The sequence below is a fragment of the Mucilaginibacter sp. PAMB04274 genome (genome assembly GCF_039634385.2).
Taxonomy (GTDB): domain Bacteria; phylum Bacteroidota; class Bacteroidia; order Sphingobacteriales; family Sphingobacteriaceae; genus Mucilaginibacter.
This window is the reverse complement of record NZ_CP155081.2, coordinates 2,169,436-2,185,398: the sequence shown is the minus strand read 5'-3', so window position 1 is coordinate 2,185,398 and position 15,963 is coordinate 2,169,436. Positions and strand designations below refer to the sequence as shown.

At 44.4% G+C, this 15,963-nt stretch carries 14 protein-coding genes, 1 other RNA gene and 1 pseudogene; 2 read left to right on the top strand and 14 right to left on the bottom strand.

Annotated elements, in window-relative coordinates:
• Positions 1–14: 14 nt before the first annotated feature.
• The 3 genes from ABDD95_RS09260 to ABDD95_RS09250 form a co-directional block, all read right to left on the bottom strand.
• Positions 15–1,886: a sugar-binding domain-containing protein gene (locus ABDD95_RS09260; protein ID WP_345951602.1), complete on the bottom strand. Its 1,872-nt coding sequence runs from the start codon at positions 1,884–1,886 to the stop codon at positions 15–17.
• A gap of 714 nt (positions 1,887–2,600) precedes the next feature.
• Positions 2,601–3,482: a manganese catalase family protein gene (locus tag ABDD95_RS09255; RefSeq protein ID WP_345951601.1), complete on the bottom strand. Its 882-nt coding sequence runs from the start codon at positions 3,480–3,482 to the stop codon at positions 2,601–2,603.
• A gap of 192 nt (positions 3,483–3,674) precedes the next feature.
• Positions 3,675–3,935 carry a hypothetical protein gene (locus ABDD95_RS09250; RefSeq protein ID WP_345951600.1) on the bottom strand — a complete coding sequence of 87 codons (261 nt, stop codon included), beginning with the start codon at positions 3,933–3,935 and terminating at the stop codon, positions 3,675–3,677.
• A 269-nt stretch (positions 3,936–4,204) separates the two neighbouring features.
• On the opposite strand from ABDD95_RS09250, the gene ABDD95_RS09245 reads away from it, so the two are divergent.
• Both ABDD95_RS09245 and ssrA read left to right on the top strand, forming a co-directional pair.
• Complete coding sequence (locus ABDD95_RS09245) at positions 4,205–5,347, top strand: glycosyltransferase family 1 protein (RefSeq protein ID WP_345951599.1); 1,143 nt, start codon at positions 4,205–4,207, stop codon at positions 5,345–5,347.
• Between the two features lie 243 nt (positions 5,348–5,590).
• Positions 5,591–5,958, top strand: a transfer-messenger RNA (tmRNA) gene (gene ssrA / locus ABDD95_RS09240).
• A 244-nt stretch (positions 5,959–6,202) separates the two neighbouring features.
• On the opposite strand, the gene ABDD95_RS09235 is transcribed toward ssrA, so the two are convergent.
• From ABDD95_RS09235 to ABDD95_RS09185, 11 genes and pseudogenes are all read right to left on the bottom strand, one after another.
• A complete protein-coding gene (locus ABDD95_RS09235) occupies positions 6,203–7,441 on the bottom strand; it encodes a hypothetical protein (protein ID WP_345951598.1) in 1,239 nt (412 codons plus the stop codon).
• Between the two features lie 123 nt (positions 7,442–7,564).
• A pseudogene (locus tag ABDD95_RS09230) lies at positions 7,565–8,136 on the bottom strand (TlpA disulfide reductase family protein).
• An 87-nt stretch (positions 8,137–8,223) separates the two neighbouring features.
• Positions 8,224–8,937 carry a DUF4625 domain-containing protein gene (locus ABDD95_RS09225; protein WP_345951597.1) on the bottom strand — a complete coding sequence of 238 codons (714 nt, stop codon included), beginning with the start codon at positions 8,935–8,937 and terminating at the stop codon, positions 8,224–8,226.
• A gap of 11 nt (positions 8,938–8,948) precedes the next feature.
• The gene (locus ABDD95_RS09220) at positions 8,949–9,638 is read right to left on the bottom strand and encodes a hypothetical protein (RefSeq protein ID WP_345951596.1); all 690 of its coding nucleotides are present in this window, start codon (positions 9,636–9,638) and stop codon (positions 8,949–8,951) included.
• Positions 9,639–9,669: 31 nt separating this feature from the next.
• Complete coding sequence (locus ABDD95_RS09215; protein WP_345951595.1) at positions 9,670–10,149, bottom strand: DUF4625 domain-containing protein; 480 nt, start codon at positions 10,147–10,149, stop codon at positions 9,670–9,672.
• Between the two features lie 13 nt (positions 10,150–10,162).
• Complete coding sequence (locus ABDD95_RS09210; protein WP_345951594.1) at positions 10,163–11,098, bottom strand: DUF4625 domain-containing protein; 936 nt, start codon at positions 11,096–11,098, stop codon at positions 10,163–10,165.
• Positions 11,099–11,126: 28 nt separating this feature from the next.
• Complete coding sequence (locus ABDD95_RS09205; protein WP_345951593.1) at positions 11,127–12,470, bottom strand: TonB-dependent receptor; 1,344 nt, start codon at positions 12,468–12,470, stop codon at positions 11,127–11,129.
• A complete protein-coding gene (locus ABDD95_RS09200) occupies positions 12,452–13,540 on the bottom strand; it encodes a carboxypeptidase-like regulatory domain-containing protein (RefSeq protein WP_345951592.1) in 1,089 nt (362 codons plus the stop codon). Before ABDD95_RS09200 ends, ABDD95_RS09205 begins: the two co-directional genes overlap by 19 nt.
• Positions 13,541–13,793: 253 nt before the next feature.
• The gene (locus ABDD95_RS09195) at positions 13,794–14,141 is read right to left on the bottom strand and encodes a hypothetical protein (protein WP_345951591.1); all 348 of its coding nucleotides are present in this window, start codon (positions 14,139–14,141) and stop codon (positions 13,794–13,796) included.
• A 509-nt stretch (positions 14,142–14,650) separates the two neighbouring features.
• A complete protein-coding gene (locus ABDD95_RS09190) occupies positions 14,651–15,481 on the bottom strand; it encodes a hypothetical protein (RefSeq protein WP_345951590.1) in 831 nt (276 codons plus the stop codon).
• Positions 15,482–15,509: 28 nt separating this feature from the next.
• The gene (locus tag ABDD95_RS09185) at positions 15,510–15,962 is read right to left on the bottom strand and encodes a nuclear transport factor 2 family protein (RefSeq protein ID WP_345951589.1); all 453 of its coding nucleotides are present in this window, start codon (positions 15,960–15,962) and stop codon (positions 15,510–15,512) included.
• Between the last annotated feature and the right edge of the window lies 1 nt (position 15,963).

Sequence of the window (15,963 nt, the reverse complement as noted above, 5' to 3'; positions counted from 1 at the left end):
AATAGAATTAAAAGTTATGATTTTTGAGGTAGCGTATCTGCATCACCCTCTTGGCTTGATTTAAGTAAACCTTCGGGCACTTTTAGATCACCTGTTTCAAAATCTATAATTCCGTTTACTTCATCTTCAATATTGGTGGCCTGTGTATACACGTCGCCGGCTATAGGCCGTTTACGTAATTCTTTTTTAAAGAAAGCTATCTGCTCGGTACGTTCCTGATCGTTAGCAGGGCCACCGTAGTCAACAAAACCAAAGCCGCCCCATTCGCTAACAATTAGCGGAACTTGTTTACGGAAAAAGAACGGATCGCCCACAACGAGTGGAAACGCAGCTACACCCACCTGCTTACCGGCAACCAATTCATCTAATACCTGGCACCATTTCTCACGCTCGGGCGTGTATAAGTGTGCCGTAAGCAAATCGCTTTTTAGTTTACCCTGGTAAGATATATGTTGCCATCCATCATTATCAACCACCAAAAACTGAGGTTGACTAATTTGCATGTAATGATACATGTCTATAATATACTGGCGAGTTTCGGGGTTTGTTGCAATATCTTGTGCGCCCCAGTCCTCATTGTACAAGCTCCAGATTATAACTGATGGGTGTGTGGATATCAGCGCTAGCATACGCATCAACTCATCATGGTGGTTTGCACGGCTTTTGGGCGTAGACCTGTGTGGACTGGGTACTTCTACCCATAATAACATGCCCAACTTGTCGGCCAGGTTATAAATACGTGGGTCTACCCCTGCAATATGTATGCGCACCAGGTTACAACCCAGCTTTTTCATGGCATACATATGTTTTTTTATCTGCTCATAAGTAGCCACCCCGGGTTGGTAGAGTATGCCATCCAGGTAGATCGATTTATTGTTCAGGTAAATCCGGCTCCCTCTAGATTCAATTTTACGTAAACCAAAATTTGTCTCTATTTCGGCAATATAACCGTCAGAGTCAATCAGTTGTGCTACAAGACGGTATAAATGCGGATCCTCAGGCGACCACAACCTGGCGTCAGGTATCTCAATAACCAGCCTCTGCTGCTTCTCACCGGCCTCAAGTGCTAACTGGTACTCATCTGTGGTTATCGGGTCTGGCGATTCTTGCTTTCGGTTAAATACCTTTAGCCTGATGGTATACAAACCAGGGTCGTGTATGCGTGTAGTAAAGTTAAACCGTACCAAGTTATCTTCAACAAAGCTAACAACCCCTACCCTAGAGCGTAAACGGTTGCGTTCTACGGTTTCAAGCCAAATGCTGCGGACTGCACCTGTGTACGTCTGGTACCAAATGCCGCCGCGCTTATAAACTGATGACTCCTGCTTACCACGGGGCGTATCTGCATCCATAGTACTGGCAATGCGCACGGTTAAGCGGTTATTTTTGTGAAGAATGGCTGCATCCAACTCAAACGAGAACGATGTAGTTTCACCAATATGCAGCTCCTCACCTTCAATTGTTTTGAGTGGTAAACCATTAAGCCAAACTCGCGTCTCGTACCCGCATGCGCCAAATGTTAACTGCAGCAATGATTGCGGTGAGTGGGCATCAACCTCCAGTTCAGGCATCGGAAATTCCTTTTCATACCACACCACGATATTATCATGCCATTGCTGCGATTGAAGTGGATGTGACTTAGCCATGTGCATTTCCACACTGCCCGGCCACTGCGCAGTGTCATTATATTGGTGTGCAACATACCAACCTTCGGTCAAGCCTTTATTTTCAGGGTCGACGGCAAATTTCCAATCGCCATCCAGTAATAAAAAGGAGTTGGGACGGATAACTGCACGAGGTAGTGGATTGATATATCCTTCGTCGGCAATTATTTCTTCTTTGCTTTTGGTTAAGCTATAATTAGGGTGTGCTATCTCTTCAATCATAGTATCTAAAAAACGCTACTCTATCGGCTAAAGTATCCCTACTGATTAGTTTATGGGCTTATTAACCTATTTCCGCAGCTCAATAACTTTCTTAAACACTTTAACGAAAATATTTTCAATAGGTTTTTCCTTTTTTGCTGATTTAAACGATCATTGCCGATGATATTCCGTCATGTATACATTTCCAAAGCAATTCAAAAAGTAAATCGCGTGGCACTAGCGTAGTATAAATACAGCGTTCTCTGATCTTGCGTTTCTCTAGGCTTATTATTAGGCCGTTACGTTTCAAAAAAGTGCACTTTTATATTGGTATAGAACAAATAAGCTTACCTTACATGAATGTGGCGTTGATGGGTATAAATTTTATTGATCCTGCTTGTTTTTACGGCCATCATAGCCAAAGGCTTGACTAACACCTTCATGCATACGGCATCTATTGGTCCATACGCCATGTTACAATGAAGATCATACGTTTCTAACTGGGCGGTTCATATCAATGCTCCCGTTTAAGCACTACACAAAAACCACAGGCGTAAATAGTGCGGCACCGCCAACAGGCTCAAAGCCAAATATCAGGTCTAAGCCGTTATCAGATCACCAACAGATAGGCCGTGAAAATTAATCGAAATAACCTTGATTTTAATATGATTAAAATGGTATCAACAAAAACCAGCCTACAGCAATAGTTGCTACAGGCTGGCAATCATCTACTATTTAAGGCAAAATGGTATCTTTTATATTTTCGAGGATACCTTTGTCTGCACCACCAGTCATTTGCTGGGCCTGGGCAAACCCTTGTGGATCGGGTGGTGCCAGTTTAGGTTCCTGGCCCATAGGCTGGGCATATACATATTTGAACTCGCCTTTACCATCAATTGATGGGCCGCTGGCCCAACGTGCATTTGGTGGCTCAGGTTTCTCAATATTGGTTGAAACGAAAGCATAAGCAAACTCATTTACCTGCTCGCTTTCCGGGAATGTGTTAGGAATTGGTAGATTAACGTTCAAACCCCCTAAGTCTTCAAGCACGGCCAACCATTGGTTCTGGTGCATAGAATCGCGCGCTATTAAAAAGGCGAGCATGTCTTTCATGCCCGGGTCATCAGTTAATTGCCATAAACGTGTGGCTAAAACGCGGCCTGTTGATTCGGCCATAACATTGGCGTACATATCGGCCGCAATATTGCCGCTACCTACCACCCATGAACCGTTGAAAGGAACGCCATTCGCGTCAACCGCCATGGCTGCAAGGCCGGATGATAATACGTGACGGGGATCCATACCTCCTAAAATGCTACCAACAATAGCATTTTCACCAACAATCTTATCTTTAAGCTCAGTAGTTGCCCCTTCAAGATTAAGAGCAACAGCGGTGCTAAGCATTTCAATATGGGAAATCTCTTCGGTACCGGTGTCTAAAAGCATATCCCGGTATTTATTTGGGCCACGGCTACCCCAAGCCTGAAATAAGTACTGTAAACACACTCTGATCTCACCTTCAATCCCACCTATGGCCTGTTGGAGTAGTTTAGCGAATGCGGGGTTTGGTTTTTCTACACGTACCTCGTACTGTAGCTTCTTGTCATGATAAAACATACTTTGCTTAGTTTAATTTAAGTTAATTCACATTATTTAAACCGGCGAGTATCGAACCTATCAGCTGTTATCTTGTCTATTTAAATTACAACAGCATTTAGAGTCCACGCATCTGAAAGTACAAATGTTTTAACAACAATCAACCAAGCATGTTTTCTTTATAATTAATTATTTTACTTTTAAATCATTTGATCAACTAGGTGCAGTAGTTTTCTGCTGTTGTTGAACCGCATGTTCAATATTGGTAATGATCAGCTCTTTAAGACTTTTTCCTAACTTAAAATCACCAAATACCTTCCACTGACCATCATATTTTAAAAACCAATATTTGCCTGCTTTAAGGCTAACCTTATACAGAACGTATCCGTTAGGATAATACTGTTGCAATACAGTACTGGTAAACAACTGATGTAGGTAAGTGAATTTAAGTTTAAGAGCTTTATTAGCTGCCATATTAGTTAATATGTTTTAATTTAGAAACAACACAGTTTATCAGTACAGGCTACCAAACCAATACAAGTTGTAAAGGCGGATGCGCAAAACATCTCATATTTACAGCAAACTTACCAGATTCATTTTTTCACCACGGCGTATAAATACCTGCGTTTTTACCTATAAAACACTTAACTTTCAGGAAATAAATACAATTTTCAATTAGGTACTAAACCAAAAAGGCAGTTTAATTGTAGTATTAACAGATTGATTTTAATGCCTTTACTCCTATGAAAAAAATGATTAAGACTGCCCCTCGTAACCTGCTATGCTTTTCACATTTGCGCTGGGACTTTGTGTACCAGCGTCCACAACATTTGCTGAGCCGTTTTGCTGCCTACTTTAAAGTTTACTTTTTAGAAGAGCCGCTTTTTGAGGACTGCTCCGAGGCCAGCCTTTCTTTTTCACCACGCGAGGGCAACATTTTTGTAGGTGTACCTCACCTGCCGCACGGCCTTTCTGAACAGGAAGTGACCAGCACCGTGGGCAGCCTGCTTAATCAGTTTTTACAAGACAAAGACTTAGAAGACTTTGCCTTCTGGTACTACTCACCCATGGCCATGTCTTTCTCCGAAAAACATACGCCTAAGGTGATCATATACGATTGCATGGACGAGCTTTCTGCCTTTAAGAATGCCCCTAAAGCGCTTAAAGACATGGAAAAGAAGCTCATGAAGTATGCTGATGTGGTCTTTACCGGTGGTCACTCACTGTACGAGGCTAAAAAAAATCAGCATGCCAACATCTACCCCTTCCCTTCCAGCATTGAAAAGGAACACTTTGCCAAGGCCCGCAAAGCCAAAGCAGAACCGCAGGATCAGGCAGGGATTAAAGGTCCTAAGCTGGGCTTTTACGGGGTGATCGATGAGCGCTTTGATATTGAACTCATTCGCGGTATTGCTGATGCCAGACCCGATTGGCAGATCATGCTCATAGGCCCGGTTGTAAAGATCGACCCGGCTACTTTGCCCAAGAATGCCAACATCCATTATCTGGGACAAAAGACCTACAAGGAACTGCCGGCTTACCTATCGGGCTGGGATGTAGCCCTCATTCCTTTTGCACTGAATGAGTCCACCCGCTTTATCAGTCCAACTAAAACGCCTGAGTACCTGGCAGCAGGCATACCGGTGGTATCCACGCCTATCAAAGATGTGGTGAACCCTTATGGCACCAAAAACCTGGTGCACATCGGCGCAACGGCTCAGGAGTTTGTGCAGGCTATTGATCAGGAACTGGCCGTTGCTGACAGAAAACAATGGCTCAAAAAAGTCGATACTTTCCTTGCCCTTAACTCTTGGGATATGACTGCAAACGAAATGATGCGTCATATCAATAATTGCATTAATAACGATCTGTCAATAGCGAGTTAACTATAAACTTAAGTTATATATGAAGCCGTTGCTTAATTGCAACGGCTTTTTTTGTTAGTAAAGGATGGTAGCTATTGTATTTAGTATATGCTTACTTAAAGGTCTATTTCATCTTTAACTTAAAAAGATATTCAACTACTAATATGCCAACATTGTTAAAACAACTACTAGAATGTTAATTATCTGGCGCGAATTTTGTACATTTGTGATTACTTTAATCACCTGCATACGCAGATCAGAAATGGGGTCGACCGGAATTGACAGGATGGAGATAAGTAAGTAAGCATGCAGCGCGTTGTGTGAATTAGCGCTATAATCTGAACGCTCAAACTTACAAATGGCGAAAATAACTACGCCTTAGCTGCCTAATTTAGAATTAGCATAGCTTTTGTCCCGCCGGTTTTCCGTTTCATCGGATCGGCATACGGGGCATCGACAGATGAAACTGGCTTGCTTAAGGTGTGATAAGCGAGCGAGATAAAGCACCTACGGAAGACGGTACAGGTGAGCAACTGACCTTCCCCTTCCCGACAAATTAACAGAGCTAAGCATGTAGAAAGCTTACCTTATACCATGTTTGGACGAGGGTTCGAATCCCTCCGGCTCCACGAATTAAGGTCTAAATGTAAAAAAAAGGCTATAAATCGATGATTTATAGCCTTTTTTTTATGGATTCCAGTCTAATAGAGGGTAATTCTTGCTGAGGCTCTTTGCTTCTAATACCAATTCCATAATTAATATTTATGTGCACACTTGATCTGGTAGTTAAAATTGCTGAATCATACTTAATGCTTTGCGCCTGAATTTTCTAAAGCTGGCGGGTGCCGATCTGATCAGCACCCGCCACTTTCTTTTTTATTCGTGCCCGGCACTGCTCTCAAAACCGAAGAGGGTGAGCCGCACCGGTTTTGAACTTACTTTGTGTTTGATTACTTTGTTGAAATCGGCCAGGTCAACCTGATATACTTCACCTGATGCAGGAACGGCGATGTAAGCGAATTTGGTTGTTGCTTCCAGTACGGGTTTATAGGTATCAGCAGATGCTACTGATGAGATCACATTGCCTTCTTTTTTCAATGCCCCGGTTGACAGGTCATAGATCCGCAGTTTGCCATCGAGGGTCAACACCATCAGGTTCTTACCCGCATAGTCCACCTTGCATTGGAATGCATCGCTGCCGGCATAAATGGGCGTGATCTTATTACCGGTAACATCGATGAGGTAAGCACCTTTAGTGGCTACATAACCAATAAATTTTTTAGCCGACTCAGCATAATAAACGTTGGCTAACCTAAACGCCCCGAAGTTCTCCGGGTTGGGAATCAATTTCTGTTCGCCAGAAGCGCTGACCACCAGTACACCGCCTGCAGTTGCTGAAGCATTGGTAAATCCGCCAAAAACGGCAATATTTCCATCACTGGCATTGCCGTGTATAGCGCCGATCTCCAGGTTTGATGCCTGTACCAGGTTTCCACTTTTATTGATGATCTGTACACGGTTTGGAGATGCGCCACTGGTTGGCGCAACAGTTACGGCATAATTGCCGTTAGCGAACTGTGCCATCGCGCCATGGTGCGGTAACAGGCCGGCATTAACGGTTTTGAACTTTGCACCTGCGGTGTTGAAATCAGCATCATAACCCACGCTCAATGTTCCATCGTTATCATTAAAGATCAGTGACTCTGTTCCTATACTTTTAAAATGGGTAGGCTTCAAGCTAGTGGCTGTAATGGCAGCCCATTTAGCGTTACCCACCTCGTCCACATGATCCACATGCGAGGCAAGTCCACTGTCAAATACCTCCACCAGGTTTTGGTTTTGATACAAAACGGCGGCGTAGCGGCCGGAGGCTGTGCCGTAGAGATTAGCGAGCGGGTACTTGGCAGTGATCGCAGTTACCTTAGTATTGAACGGATCGATAAAGCTTAACTGCGTGCTCAGTTCGTCACTCACCAGCACCCTGACGTATTTCTGTTCCTTGTTAACTTGACCGTGTTGTTCCGGCTCCGGCTCATTGTTGTCTTTTTTACAGGCGGCAAATGCAAGCGTAATAGTTAACAGAAGGCCTAGGTTTCTTAAGTGTTTTTTGTTCATGTTGTAGATTTTATTGATAATGGATTGAATTGATGTTTTGCTAAATCGATGGTGCAAATGCATTTTTGCCCATCTGATGTTATGATAATTTGATATGAAAATGTATGGCAATGGTTCAGCTTTTTACAATAGACCGGTGATCACAGGTACCAATTTTTGGCTGAGCTCTTTCCGAACCGCTTCTTCATTAATTTTACCACCCAGCGTATAATACCTGATCTTTCCCTGTTTGTCGATAACGATCGTCGTCGGGTAGCCGAACAAGTGGTACAAATCTCTGCTAATGCTGGCGGCAGGGTCTGCAATCACCTGGATGGAAAATGGCACCGCGCGGAGATGCTTTACCAGGTCTGGTTCAGGATCACGGGCGATCGACATGAACAAGACGTCTTTGCCGGCGAACTGCTTAACAACTTCATTTAGGGGTGTAATCTCCATCGGCAAGGTGCACAGGCGATAAACCAGAAGTTGAGTATCACCACCTTTCCTTTTAGGTCTGCCAGGTGGAAGTTGATGCCGTCCAAAGTTTGGCCCGAGAATTCGGGAGCGGTGATACCATCCAGCGCACCCGGGCGTTCGATATCATATTTGTGCTCACCGGTGAACTTGGCGACGGCTTTGTCATAGTCATTGCTCTGCGCTTTTACCGAATGATGGGCAGTAAGCCCAAACAAGGTGCCCCATAGTGCCAGCATTTTAGCCAGGTTAATTTGCCGGCGCTTTCCGACGCGTATAGCTGACTTTAACTCTTTTGTCATAGCCGTTATATTTTACAGGTAATACTATCTGTCCAAATGATAGGCATACAGCGCTTGCTTACCAGCTTTATCGAATACAGTGATGTTGACGTGATAGTGTCCGGCAGGCGCACCGCTCAGATCGATGTCTTTGCTTAAACGATAAGAGGTCTGGTCTACCATTTCCTGATCCGTATTAGTAAAAGTTTTGGTCCATGCACTGGACTGAACCTCCACGACCAGTTTGGCGATCTTATTAGCCGCCTGGATCATTCCGGAATAATTCAGCGTTGAAGCAGATACCGTTTTTAAGGATGCCTCTGTGATGCGGGGCAGTGACAGATCCTTGATCACCTCGAAATTGACCTTCGCTTGCATTTTATTACCCGCCTCATCGGTGACGATGATCAGTAAGGTATATCTTCCGGCTCTCGCCGTTTCAGGGACATCGATATGCTCATGAAAATCGGCGCTTTTGCTCCCTGCATAAGGCATTGTATAAGTTTTGACGAAATCCCATCCATAGTTTGTCTCCGCAAGCGTGATCTGCACTTTGATGCTGGCAATCTTAGCCGGTGCTGTCACCGCTGCATCCAAATGCAGGTCATTGCCGGTGTAGGCCACCTTGGAATTATTGAGTCCTACCTCATCAATCGCTATAGACGGTTTATCTAAAACCACTGCTGCATCTTTTTGGCAGGCATGCAGGATGATGACCAACAAGGTCATCATCCATAGCTGTAAGTATTTGACTTTCATCAGCAGAAAGGTTATTGTTGATCGTATTTTCCGTAATAAGACAAACCGCTGAAGCGGAACACGGTCAATCGCTTGCCGGATACAAAGCCAAGCTCGGTAGTGCTGCCACTTTGATATTTAAAGCCAGACCCACCGATCAGCGTATAAGTGTTAGCGGTGTTCACAATGGTGCCGACATCAGTTCCGGAACCGTAAGACGTACCGGTGTTGGCAAAGTTGTATACTAACGCCGACCTGAAAAGTAAATCGCCCATTTTGTATTCATCACCTTTAAATACTTTGCCGGCGAGTTCATTCGTCGTTTTAACAGGTAACAGTTCACCTGTTGCATCATACTCCATGATCAAGGCTTTGTAGTAAGCCGAACTGACCTTCTTGTCCTTATCCAGCGCGAACCTGGCTATGCGTGCATTGCCGCCGGTCACCTCGAATGTCAGCTCCGTATCGGTAAGCGTGTAAGTACCGGTCAGGTTAGTTGAAGAGGAATTGATAAAGAGCGCTTTATTGTCTTCCAGTAACTGAATGAAGAAGACGCTGGTAGACTTAGTTCCGCTTCTTGAGGTCAGCGTGCCGGCAACAAAGTTATCGGTGATCACAAACGGCTTGGCTGGCGCTGGCGCTTCATCGTTATTTTTTTTACAGCTGCTGAAGATGAGCAGGTAAGCGGTCAGCGCGAGAACGGTTCTTTGAAGAAATTTCATTTTATGGTTTGTTATAGTAAATATTCGTTATTTAACTAGTAATCTTGATGCTTAAGCCTTTAATGGTCTGCCAGCCTTCCTTATCGGTAAGGCGGATCATGAAATGGTAATCACCCGGATCTATGTTGGCAGGTACGGTGATCTCCTGCTGCACCTCGTAAGTTTTCTGACCGGCGGGTATAGGATAAGTTTGGATAAGCAGGAAAGGCTTTACGGGCGTTTTAATCGCATCCATGTTGCAGCTTTCTACTTCTGTACTATGCGTATGGTGATCGAAATTGTGATGAATGTCTACACTTACTGATCCGAGCTGAATATTATCACTGAGTAGCGCCCTGAACGTAAATTTCTCACCGCGCTTAACGGTGCTGCATTGTTTGGGAAATGCACTGGTGCCGGTCACATTAATTACCGGATATTCGGTGTCAATCGCTTTCTGTGTTCCGTCTTTTTTACAGGCACTAATGCTCAAAATTAGGAGCATAAGTCCTCCGAGTAGTTCTTTTCTCATTCTTTATCAATAGTTAATTTATCGCCACCGGCACCTCGATATACTGGAAGTAGCCAATGTTGTAGGTGGTGTTCTTATAGATTACGCCGAAGTAATACGTACCGCTTTCCCAGGCTTTGGCTCCATTGATGGGGTTTGCTGTAGGTGTGTTGTTGTCCACATTTGCACCGATGGTAAACGCCGGAAATATGCGGATGGGCAGAAAGGTTACCGGATCAACTGTGGAGTTGGAAAAGGAATCAGATTTGTCCCAGCCTTTATGCTCTAAGACATCGTAGACGATTGCTTTGCTGAAATCAATTTTATCTATCGACTCGGGGCGATGATTATGTTTTTTGTTGATCATCAGGATGTACATTTTACCATCACCCTTTACATCAGTGATGGTTACCTGAGATTTGATCACATCGCCTTTCTTAAGCTTTGTTCCAGCGACAGTAAATTGCCCATTTCTGAAATAACGGGCGTCGTTAGCGAAAATATTGAATATACCGGCGTTTGGATTTACCGGCACATTAGCCGCCAGGTAGATCGTAATGGATTTCTTGACCTCCAGTTTGGTTCCGTTCTGATCATTAACAATAATGAAGAAATCGTATTTGCCTTCAGCTGCGTCCGCCGGGATATTGAAGTGTTTATGCACTGTAGCATTCTTTGCATCTTTATACTGGTCCCATGTGATCTCATGCTTCCAAGCTTTGCTGTAGGTTTCTCCGGCCCTTGGCATGATCTTGATCTGTACATTTTCGATCTTGGTTGCAGCCAAAACTTCAGCATTGAAATGGAAGTCTTTGTCAATAACGCCCAGTTCGTTGTTGTTTAGACCAACCTCAATATGGTCTATGGTTGGCTTAGCCGGGTCAGGTTCTTCGTTTTTGTCTTTCTTACAGGCCGAAAAAGTCGCCATCAATAGCAGCACTGCGGCCATGATCTTCGTGGATCTCATCATTTGTAGTTTTTGTTGTATCATTTGATTTTTAAATTGCTTGCTTGGGCTGTGACGATCTGATCAAGAAAGGCACTTTAAGTGAAAGGATGATATTTCTGCCAGCTTCAGGAAGCTCAATGAGCCGGTAAAAACTGGTATGGTTCAGGTATCGGGTATTCAGCAGGTTTTGCGCCTGCAGGCTGATCACCACAGGCTGTTTGTATAAGTGTAGTTTCGTTCCGGCCTGCAAATTGATCACTCGGTAGCCAGCTGTCTTTTTTTCAGGCGGTACAATGTTATTCTGTGCAGCAGTGATGCGATAATCTAATGATACATAAGTGCCTTGTAAATGGGTGCTCAGATTTGGCGACCAAGTGACATTAAAGAGCGCAGACGGCGGTGGCGAAAATGGCAGCGTAAAGCCCTTCTTGTTTCCTGAAAGTTGTTCGGCATATAAGTATTCAGCCAGGAATTCCGTGCTCAAGCTTTCGAGCGGCCGGTATTTTAGCTGGAGTTCCCCGCCGTACCGCACTACACGGCTTTGGGCATATTGAAATATCTGATTTCCGCCGCCTGCACCTGGACTGTGATCGGGCGTTGGGTTCAGGTAAATGTAGTTCGGAAAATAGTTATAGAAAGGACTGATCTGTACAGACCATTTCGCTTCGTTCCAACCTACAGACAGATCAGCCTGATAGGATCGTTCCAGGTTCAATGTCGGTTCTCCGAGTTCATAGCTGAAGTAGTGATAGTTTACGCCGTTCGCGCCAAATTCCTTAGTGATCGGCATCCGAAAGCTCTTGCCGATATTAAATTTAAGTGAAAATTGGTCTGGGTTGTAATTTAACCCCAAGGACCAAACAAAGCTGTTGAAGTTCCTGGTCAGGTCGTTTGCCCTGACTAATTCTTTCAAGGTTGTTACCCCATTCTCAGTCACAGGCGATTCAAACCAGTCTGAGTACTTGAATAGCCTAACCTGCCCGTGATCATAGCGAATGGCACCGTGCAAAAAAACTTTTTCACTTAGTTTTGATTTGTCATAAGCAAAGCCTCCCGCTGTTGTCTGCTTATAACCCGGCACCAAAAACGTCCATCCATTAATGGCGTTATCCTGGTGTTCACCGTTCAATCCAATGGTTAGCTCATGTTTGCCGAAGCTGATGCGGTCACGAAGATTGGCTGAATAGACGTGCTTATCATACTCTCTTTCTAGAGTGGCGGGTATCCGCATGTTATCCGGATATACCGGCGGCATGTAGCCATGATTGACGTACTGGCTAAACTCCTGACGAAAATTGTGCTGGTAACCTAGTTCCGTTTCCAGCATATGATCGCCGGTTTGGTAGGAAGTGCGGTTGATAAGTTTAAGATGGTTTACTTGCTGGCTGGGCATTTGAATATCACGCGAAGAAGCATCATGTAATGCGGTTTCACCATCCTCGGCTCCAGACCGTGAGCATTGGCAAAAAAGCCGCTGTTGCTAAAGGTGTTACTGAGGTAAAAAATGGAGCGAAAACGATCTCCTAAGTAACCGGTGTTGAAATGCAATCCGGTTTCCCTACCCGCCGTATTGCGCAGTTGGTTCTTATACAGGTCAACGGCATAGTCGTAAACATAGATCCTGTCGGTAGGTACGCGATAATCGCCGTAATTCTGGTAAGTGAACCGGGAGTCGAAGAACCATCGTTTGCTGCGGCCGAAGATATTGACCGTGTTTCCCCAAAGCTGATTGTTGGTCTTACCGATCAGGTCCACAGAGCCGCCCACCGTGTAAGGTGGCGGCGGTGGTACTGGTTTCAGATCGACAACGCCGGCAATAGCGTCCGACCCGTATATGAAGGAGGCGGCACCTTTGATCAGTTCTATTTCGCCAACTGCAAACTGGTCGATCTCCAGGCCATGGTCGGCTCCCCATTGTTGCCCTTCGTGTTTGATGCCCTTATCCACGACAACTACACGGTTGAAGCCAAGGCCACGAATAAGCGGTTTTGACTGTCCCGACCCGATACCGATTGTTTTAACGCCGGGCAAGCGTGATAACGTTGACATCAAACTGCCACCGAGGTTACGTTGGATGAAGCGCTGATCGACTATTTCAACGTTCAGCGATTCCGTCTGCTTACGCGCTTCAGCATGCTTATCTACAACTGTCACCTCATCCAAGGCCTGATTAAGCGGGTAGATTTTGATGTCTAAGGGCGCGTTCAGATCAGATACCGAGAGCTGGCGAACGACCTCTCGATAGCCCACATGGGAGATTTTGATTGTATAGTCGTCCGCGCGCACCATCTGGAAGCTGAATTGCCCTGATGGATCGGTTACGGTGCTTAATTGTACATTGACCAGCGTTACATGCGCACCGGGCAAGGCATGGCCATGATGATCCAGCACTTTGCCGGTAAGACGGGACTGTTGTGCAAGAGATGATTGGCCTATCAGTACGAAACCGAAGGTAATGCACACGAAAGGCCGGATTGATTACGGCGCAACCAGCCACCAAGACAGGAGACGATCAAATTCAAAACGTAGAAAAATGGGCATAACCGCTGGGGCATGCGATGAAAAATCAATGTGAAATTGGAAGCCTGATGCCAGTCAGGCGTAAGGGAGATGCGAAGACAGATAGTAAAACAACCGTACCTCAAGGTACAATAACGCAATGTCAGCTCAAGGCTAAATACGTTAAATAATACTTAAGTTTGGGGCATACCTGTACTTAGCAGGTAGCAGCAGGCGGACCTTTGTTTGTAAAGCCCTGAAGTGTGAATTTATAATTCCCGATAAAGTAATGACTGGTATAGGTTACCGGTTCAGGAATGGGTACTGTAAGTACGGGTGGATAAGAAAGATTGATTACTTTGCTGTGTTTATGCGCGTAAAACTCGCACACTTTACACTTTTCCGTAAGATAACTGGCATCTTCATCCGCAGACTGCTCCGTCTTAATACCTGATTTGTGACTGTGGAAAAGTTGCCCAACTGAAATACCAAGAAAAACAATGACCAGCAAGCAGGACATCATCCGGCAGCATTGGGTCATTATGGTTGTCTTTTCTTGTTTCACAATGACACAAAGTTGCATTTATTTAATTGAAAACAAGAAATCAAATTAATTTTGATTCAGAAATTTTAAAAATTTCGTAAAAATATGTTCTTGTAGAGCATATTTAACTGAAAAACTTTATAGTTAATGCATTGAAGGTCAATCCAAAAATGACTAAAATTATTGTGTTAAATCGTTGGACAACTTTTGCCATAACTCCTTAATTTAGATTAAAAAGTATTATACATTTAACCATAGATTGTATGCGAGTAACCCTATATCTGACTTTATCCGTTGGTAGTTCATAATCGTTTCTTTAAGATCAACTGCTCGGATTGCTGGTGTTTCCTGATATGCGCCTTCTTTGGAACTTAAAGCTTATGATCATTCTGAATTTGGCAATGGAAGGTTTTTAGTTTTATTTTATTTGCGGGATCAACAAATAGCCGAATGCAGTAGCGCCAACATTAAGCCATGCCTATAATAGAAAAACTGGTGTGAACAACTCTGCCCACACCAATCCAACTAGACTATTGCCTGATCAACCATGGTGTAACACCTTTCGGACCATACCATGGAAATGTACTTAATGCAGTTGATATCCGGGCCGCAGAAAACTCGTAGGCATCAACGTATAGTATCTTTCCATCGCTGGAAAGTACACCATAATACGGAATAGATGTAATTAATGGCTTGGCAACATCCGGGTTAACGCCAGTGAACGTAATACGCGAACCGTCCTGTTTATAGTTTTCTTTCCAAAAGATCTTATCATCATAAACGTAATAAACAGGTTTGCCACCCTGGTTATAAGTAGTTTGCCCGTTTTTGTCAAATGCGATCACGTTCACGTCCGGGAACCAATCGGGATGCTGGGGTTGCGACCATACACCAACGATACCGGGAGCATCTTTAGAGAATAGTTTCATATCAACCATGGAAATGATGGGTGAAGTTCCACCAGTGATAGTATGTTTATCAGCTGATATGGTGTAAACCTGTGGCGAATTGAATTGTTCATCGCCAGGCAGATCAAATAAGATCGTCACCGTGGTCTGCCCCTGAGCACCCTCTTCGACCTTTGTTATCTTTCCGTGAACATCGCCACGGCGCCATACGGTAAGTGTCAAATGCGACCAGGCCGTCACGTCGTTGCCCTCGCCGAACCTTAAGGAAAGCGGTCTTGGGAAGTAATGGTTCCCTACATTGGCAAGGCCGGTATATTCTGTGTTTGAAAAGCCGTACAAGCCTGTTGTGTTTTTATCCGGATCTTTCTGTGTTTTATCTTTTTTGCAACCTATACTTAACAAAAGTAGGTGCAATACTAATAGAGCTATCAGCAGGTGAATTGTTTTTTTCATAGTGGAGAAAATTATGGTCAAACCTTTGCTACTTTACATCAATGATGGTCGCCTGTCGGGCAATGATCCGCCAGCCGTTTTTCTCCTTTAGCCAGACGTTCGTATATCGGCGTGTCACTTTTCTCCCAGCGTTATCCGTTGCTTTCTCGGGCTCATTTTCTTCATAGCCCATCGTTACCGCCACCGGGCCGGTAATCGTTATCTTTTCGATGACACGGCTGAAAGTTGTATAGCCTATCTTGCCTTCCTTCATCAGCTGCCGTATTTGCGTAACGTTTACAACTGCATTCGCGGGGTTATTCACCACAAAACTGGGCGACCACAGCTTTTTGAGGGTAAGGGTATCGCCACTAATGGTAGCTTGTGCTTCCAGTTGATCCAGCTTGCGGATCTCGTTCTCGACGGTACTTTGAGCTAACGAGAATTTCATGGCGAATAATAGCGAAAATGTTAAGATGCTTACTTTCATGATCCTGGTCATA

Coding starts and splice junctions, on each gene's coding strand:
- ABDD95_RS09260 (WP_345951602.1), bottom strand. CDS start 1,886: ATGATTGAAGAGATAGCACACCCTAATTATAGCTTAACCAAAAGCAAA.
- ABDD95_RS09255 (WP_345951601.1), bottom strand. CDS start 3,482: ATGTTTTATCATGACAAGAAGCTACAGTACGAGGTACGTGTAGAAAAA.
- ABDD95_RS09250 (WP_345951600.1), bottom strand. CDS start 3,935: ATGGCAGCTAATAAAGCTCTTAAACTTAAATTCACTTACCTACATCAG.
- ABDD95_RS09245 (WP_345951599.1), top strand. CDS start 4,205: ATGAAAAAAATGATTAAGACTGCCCCTCGTAACCTGCTATGCTTTTCA.
- ABDD95_RS09235 (WP_345951598.1), bottom strand. CDS start 7,441: ATGAACAAAAAACACTTAAGAAACCTAGGCCTTCTGTTAACTATTACG.
- ABDD95_RS09225 (WP_345951597.1), bottom strand. CDS start 8,937: ATGAAAGTCAAATACTTACAGCTATGGATGATGACCTTGTTGGTCATC.
- ABDD95_RS09220 (WP_345951596.1), bottom strand. CDS start 9,638: ATGAAATTTCTTCAAAGAACCGTTCTCGCGCTGACCGCTTACCTGCTC.
- ABDD95_RS09215 (WP_345951595.1), bottom strand. CDS start 10,149: ATGAGAAAAGAACTACTCGGAGGACTTATGCTCCTAATTTTGAGCATT.
- ABDD95_RS09210 (WP_345951594.1), bottom strand. CDS start 11,098: ATGATGAGATCCACGAAGATCATGGCCGCAGTGCTGCTATTGATGGCG.
- ABDD95_RS09205 (WP_345951593.1), bottom strand. CDS start 12,470: ATGCCCAGCCAGCAAGTAAACCATCTTAAACTTATCAACCGCACTTCC.
- ABDD95_RS09190 (WP_345951590.1), bottom strand. CDS start 15,481: ATGAAAAAAACAATTCACCTGCTGATAGCTCTATTAGTATTGCACCTA.
- ABDD95_RS09185 (WP_345951589.1), bottom strand. CDS start 15,962: ATGACCAGGATCATGAAAGTAAGCATCTTAACATTTTCGCTATTATTC.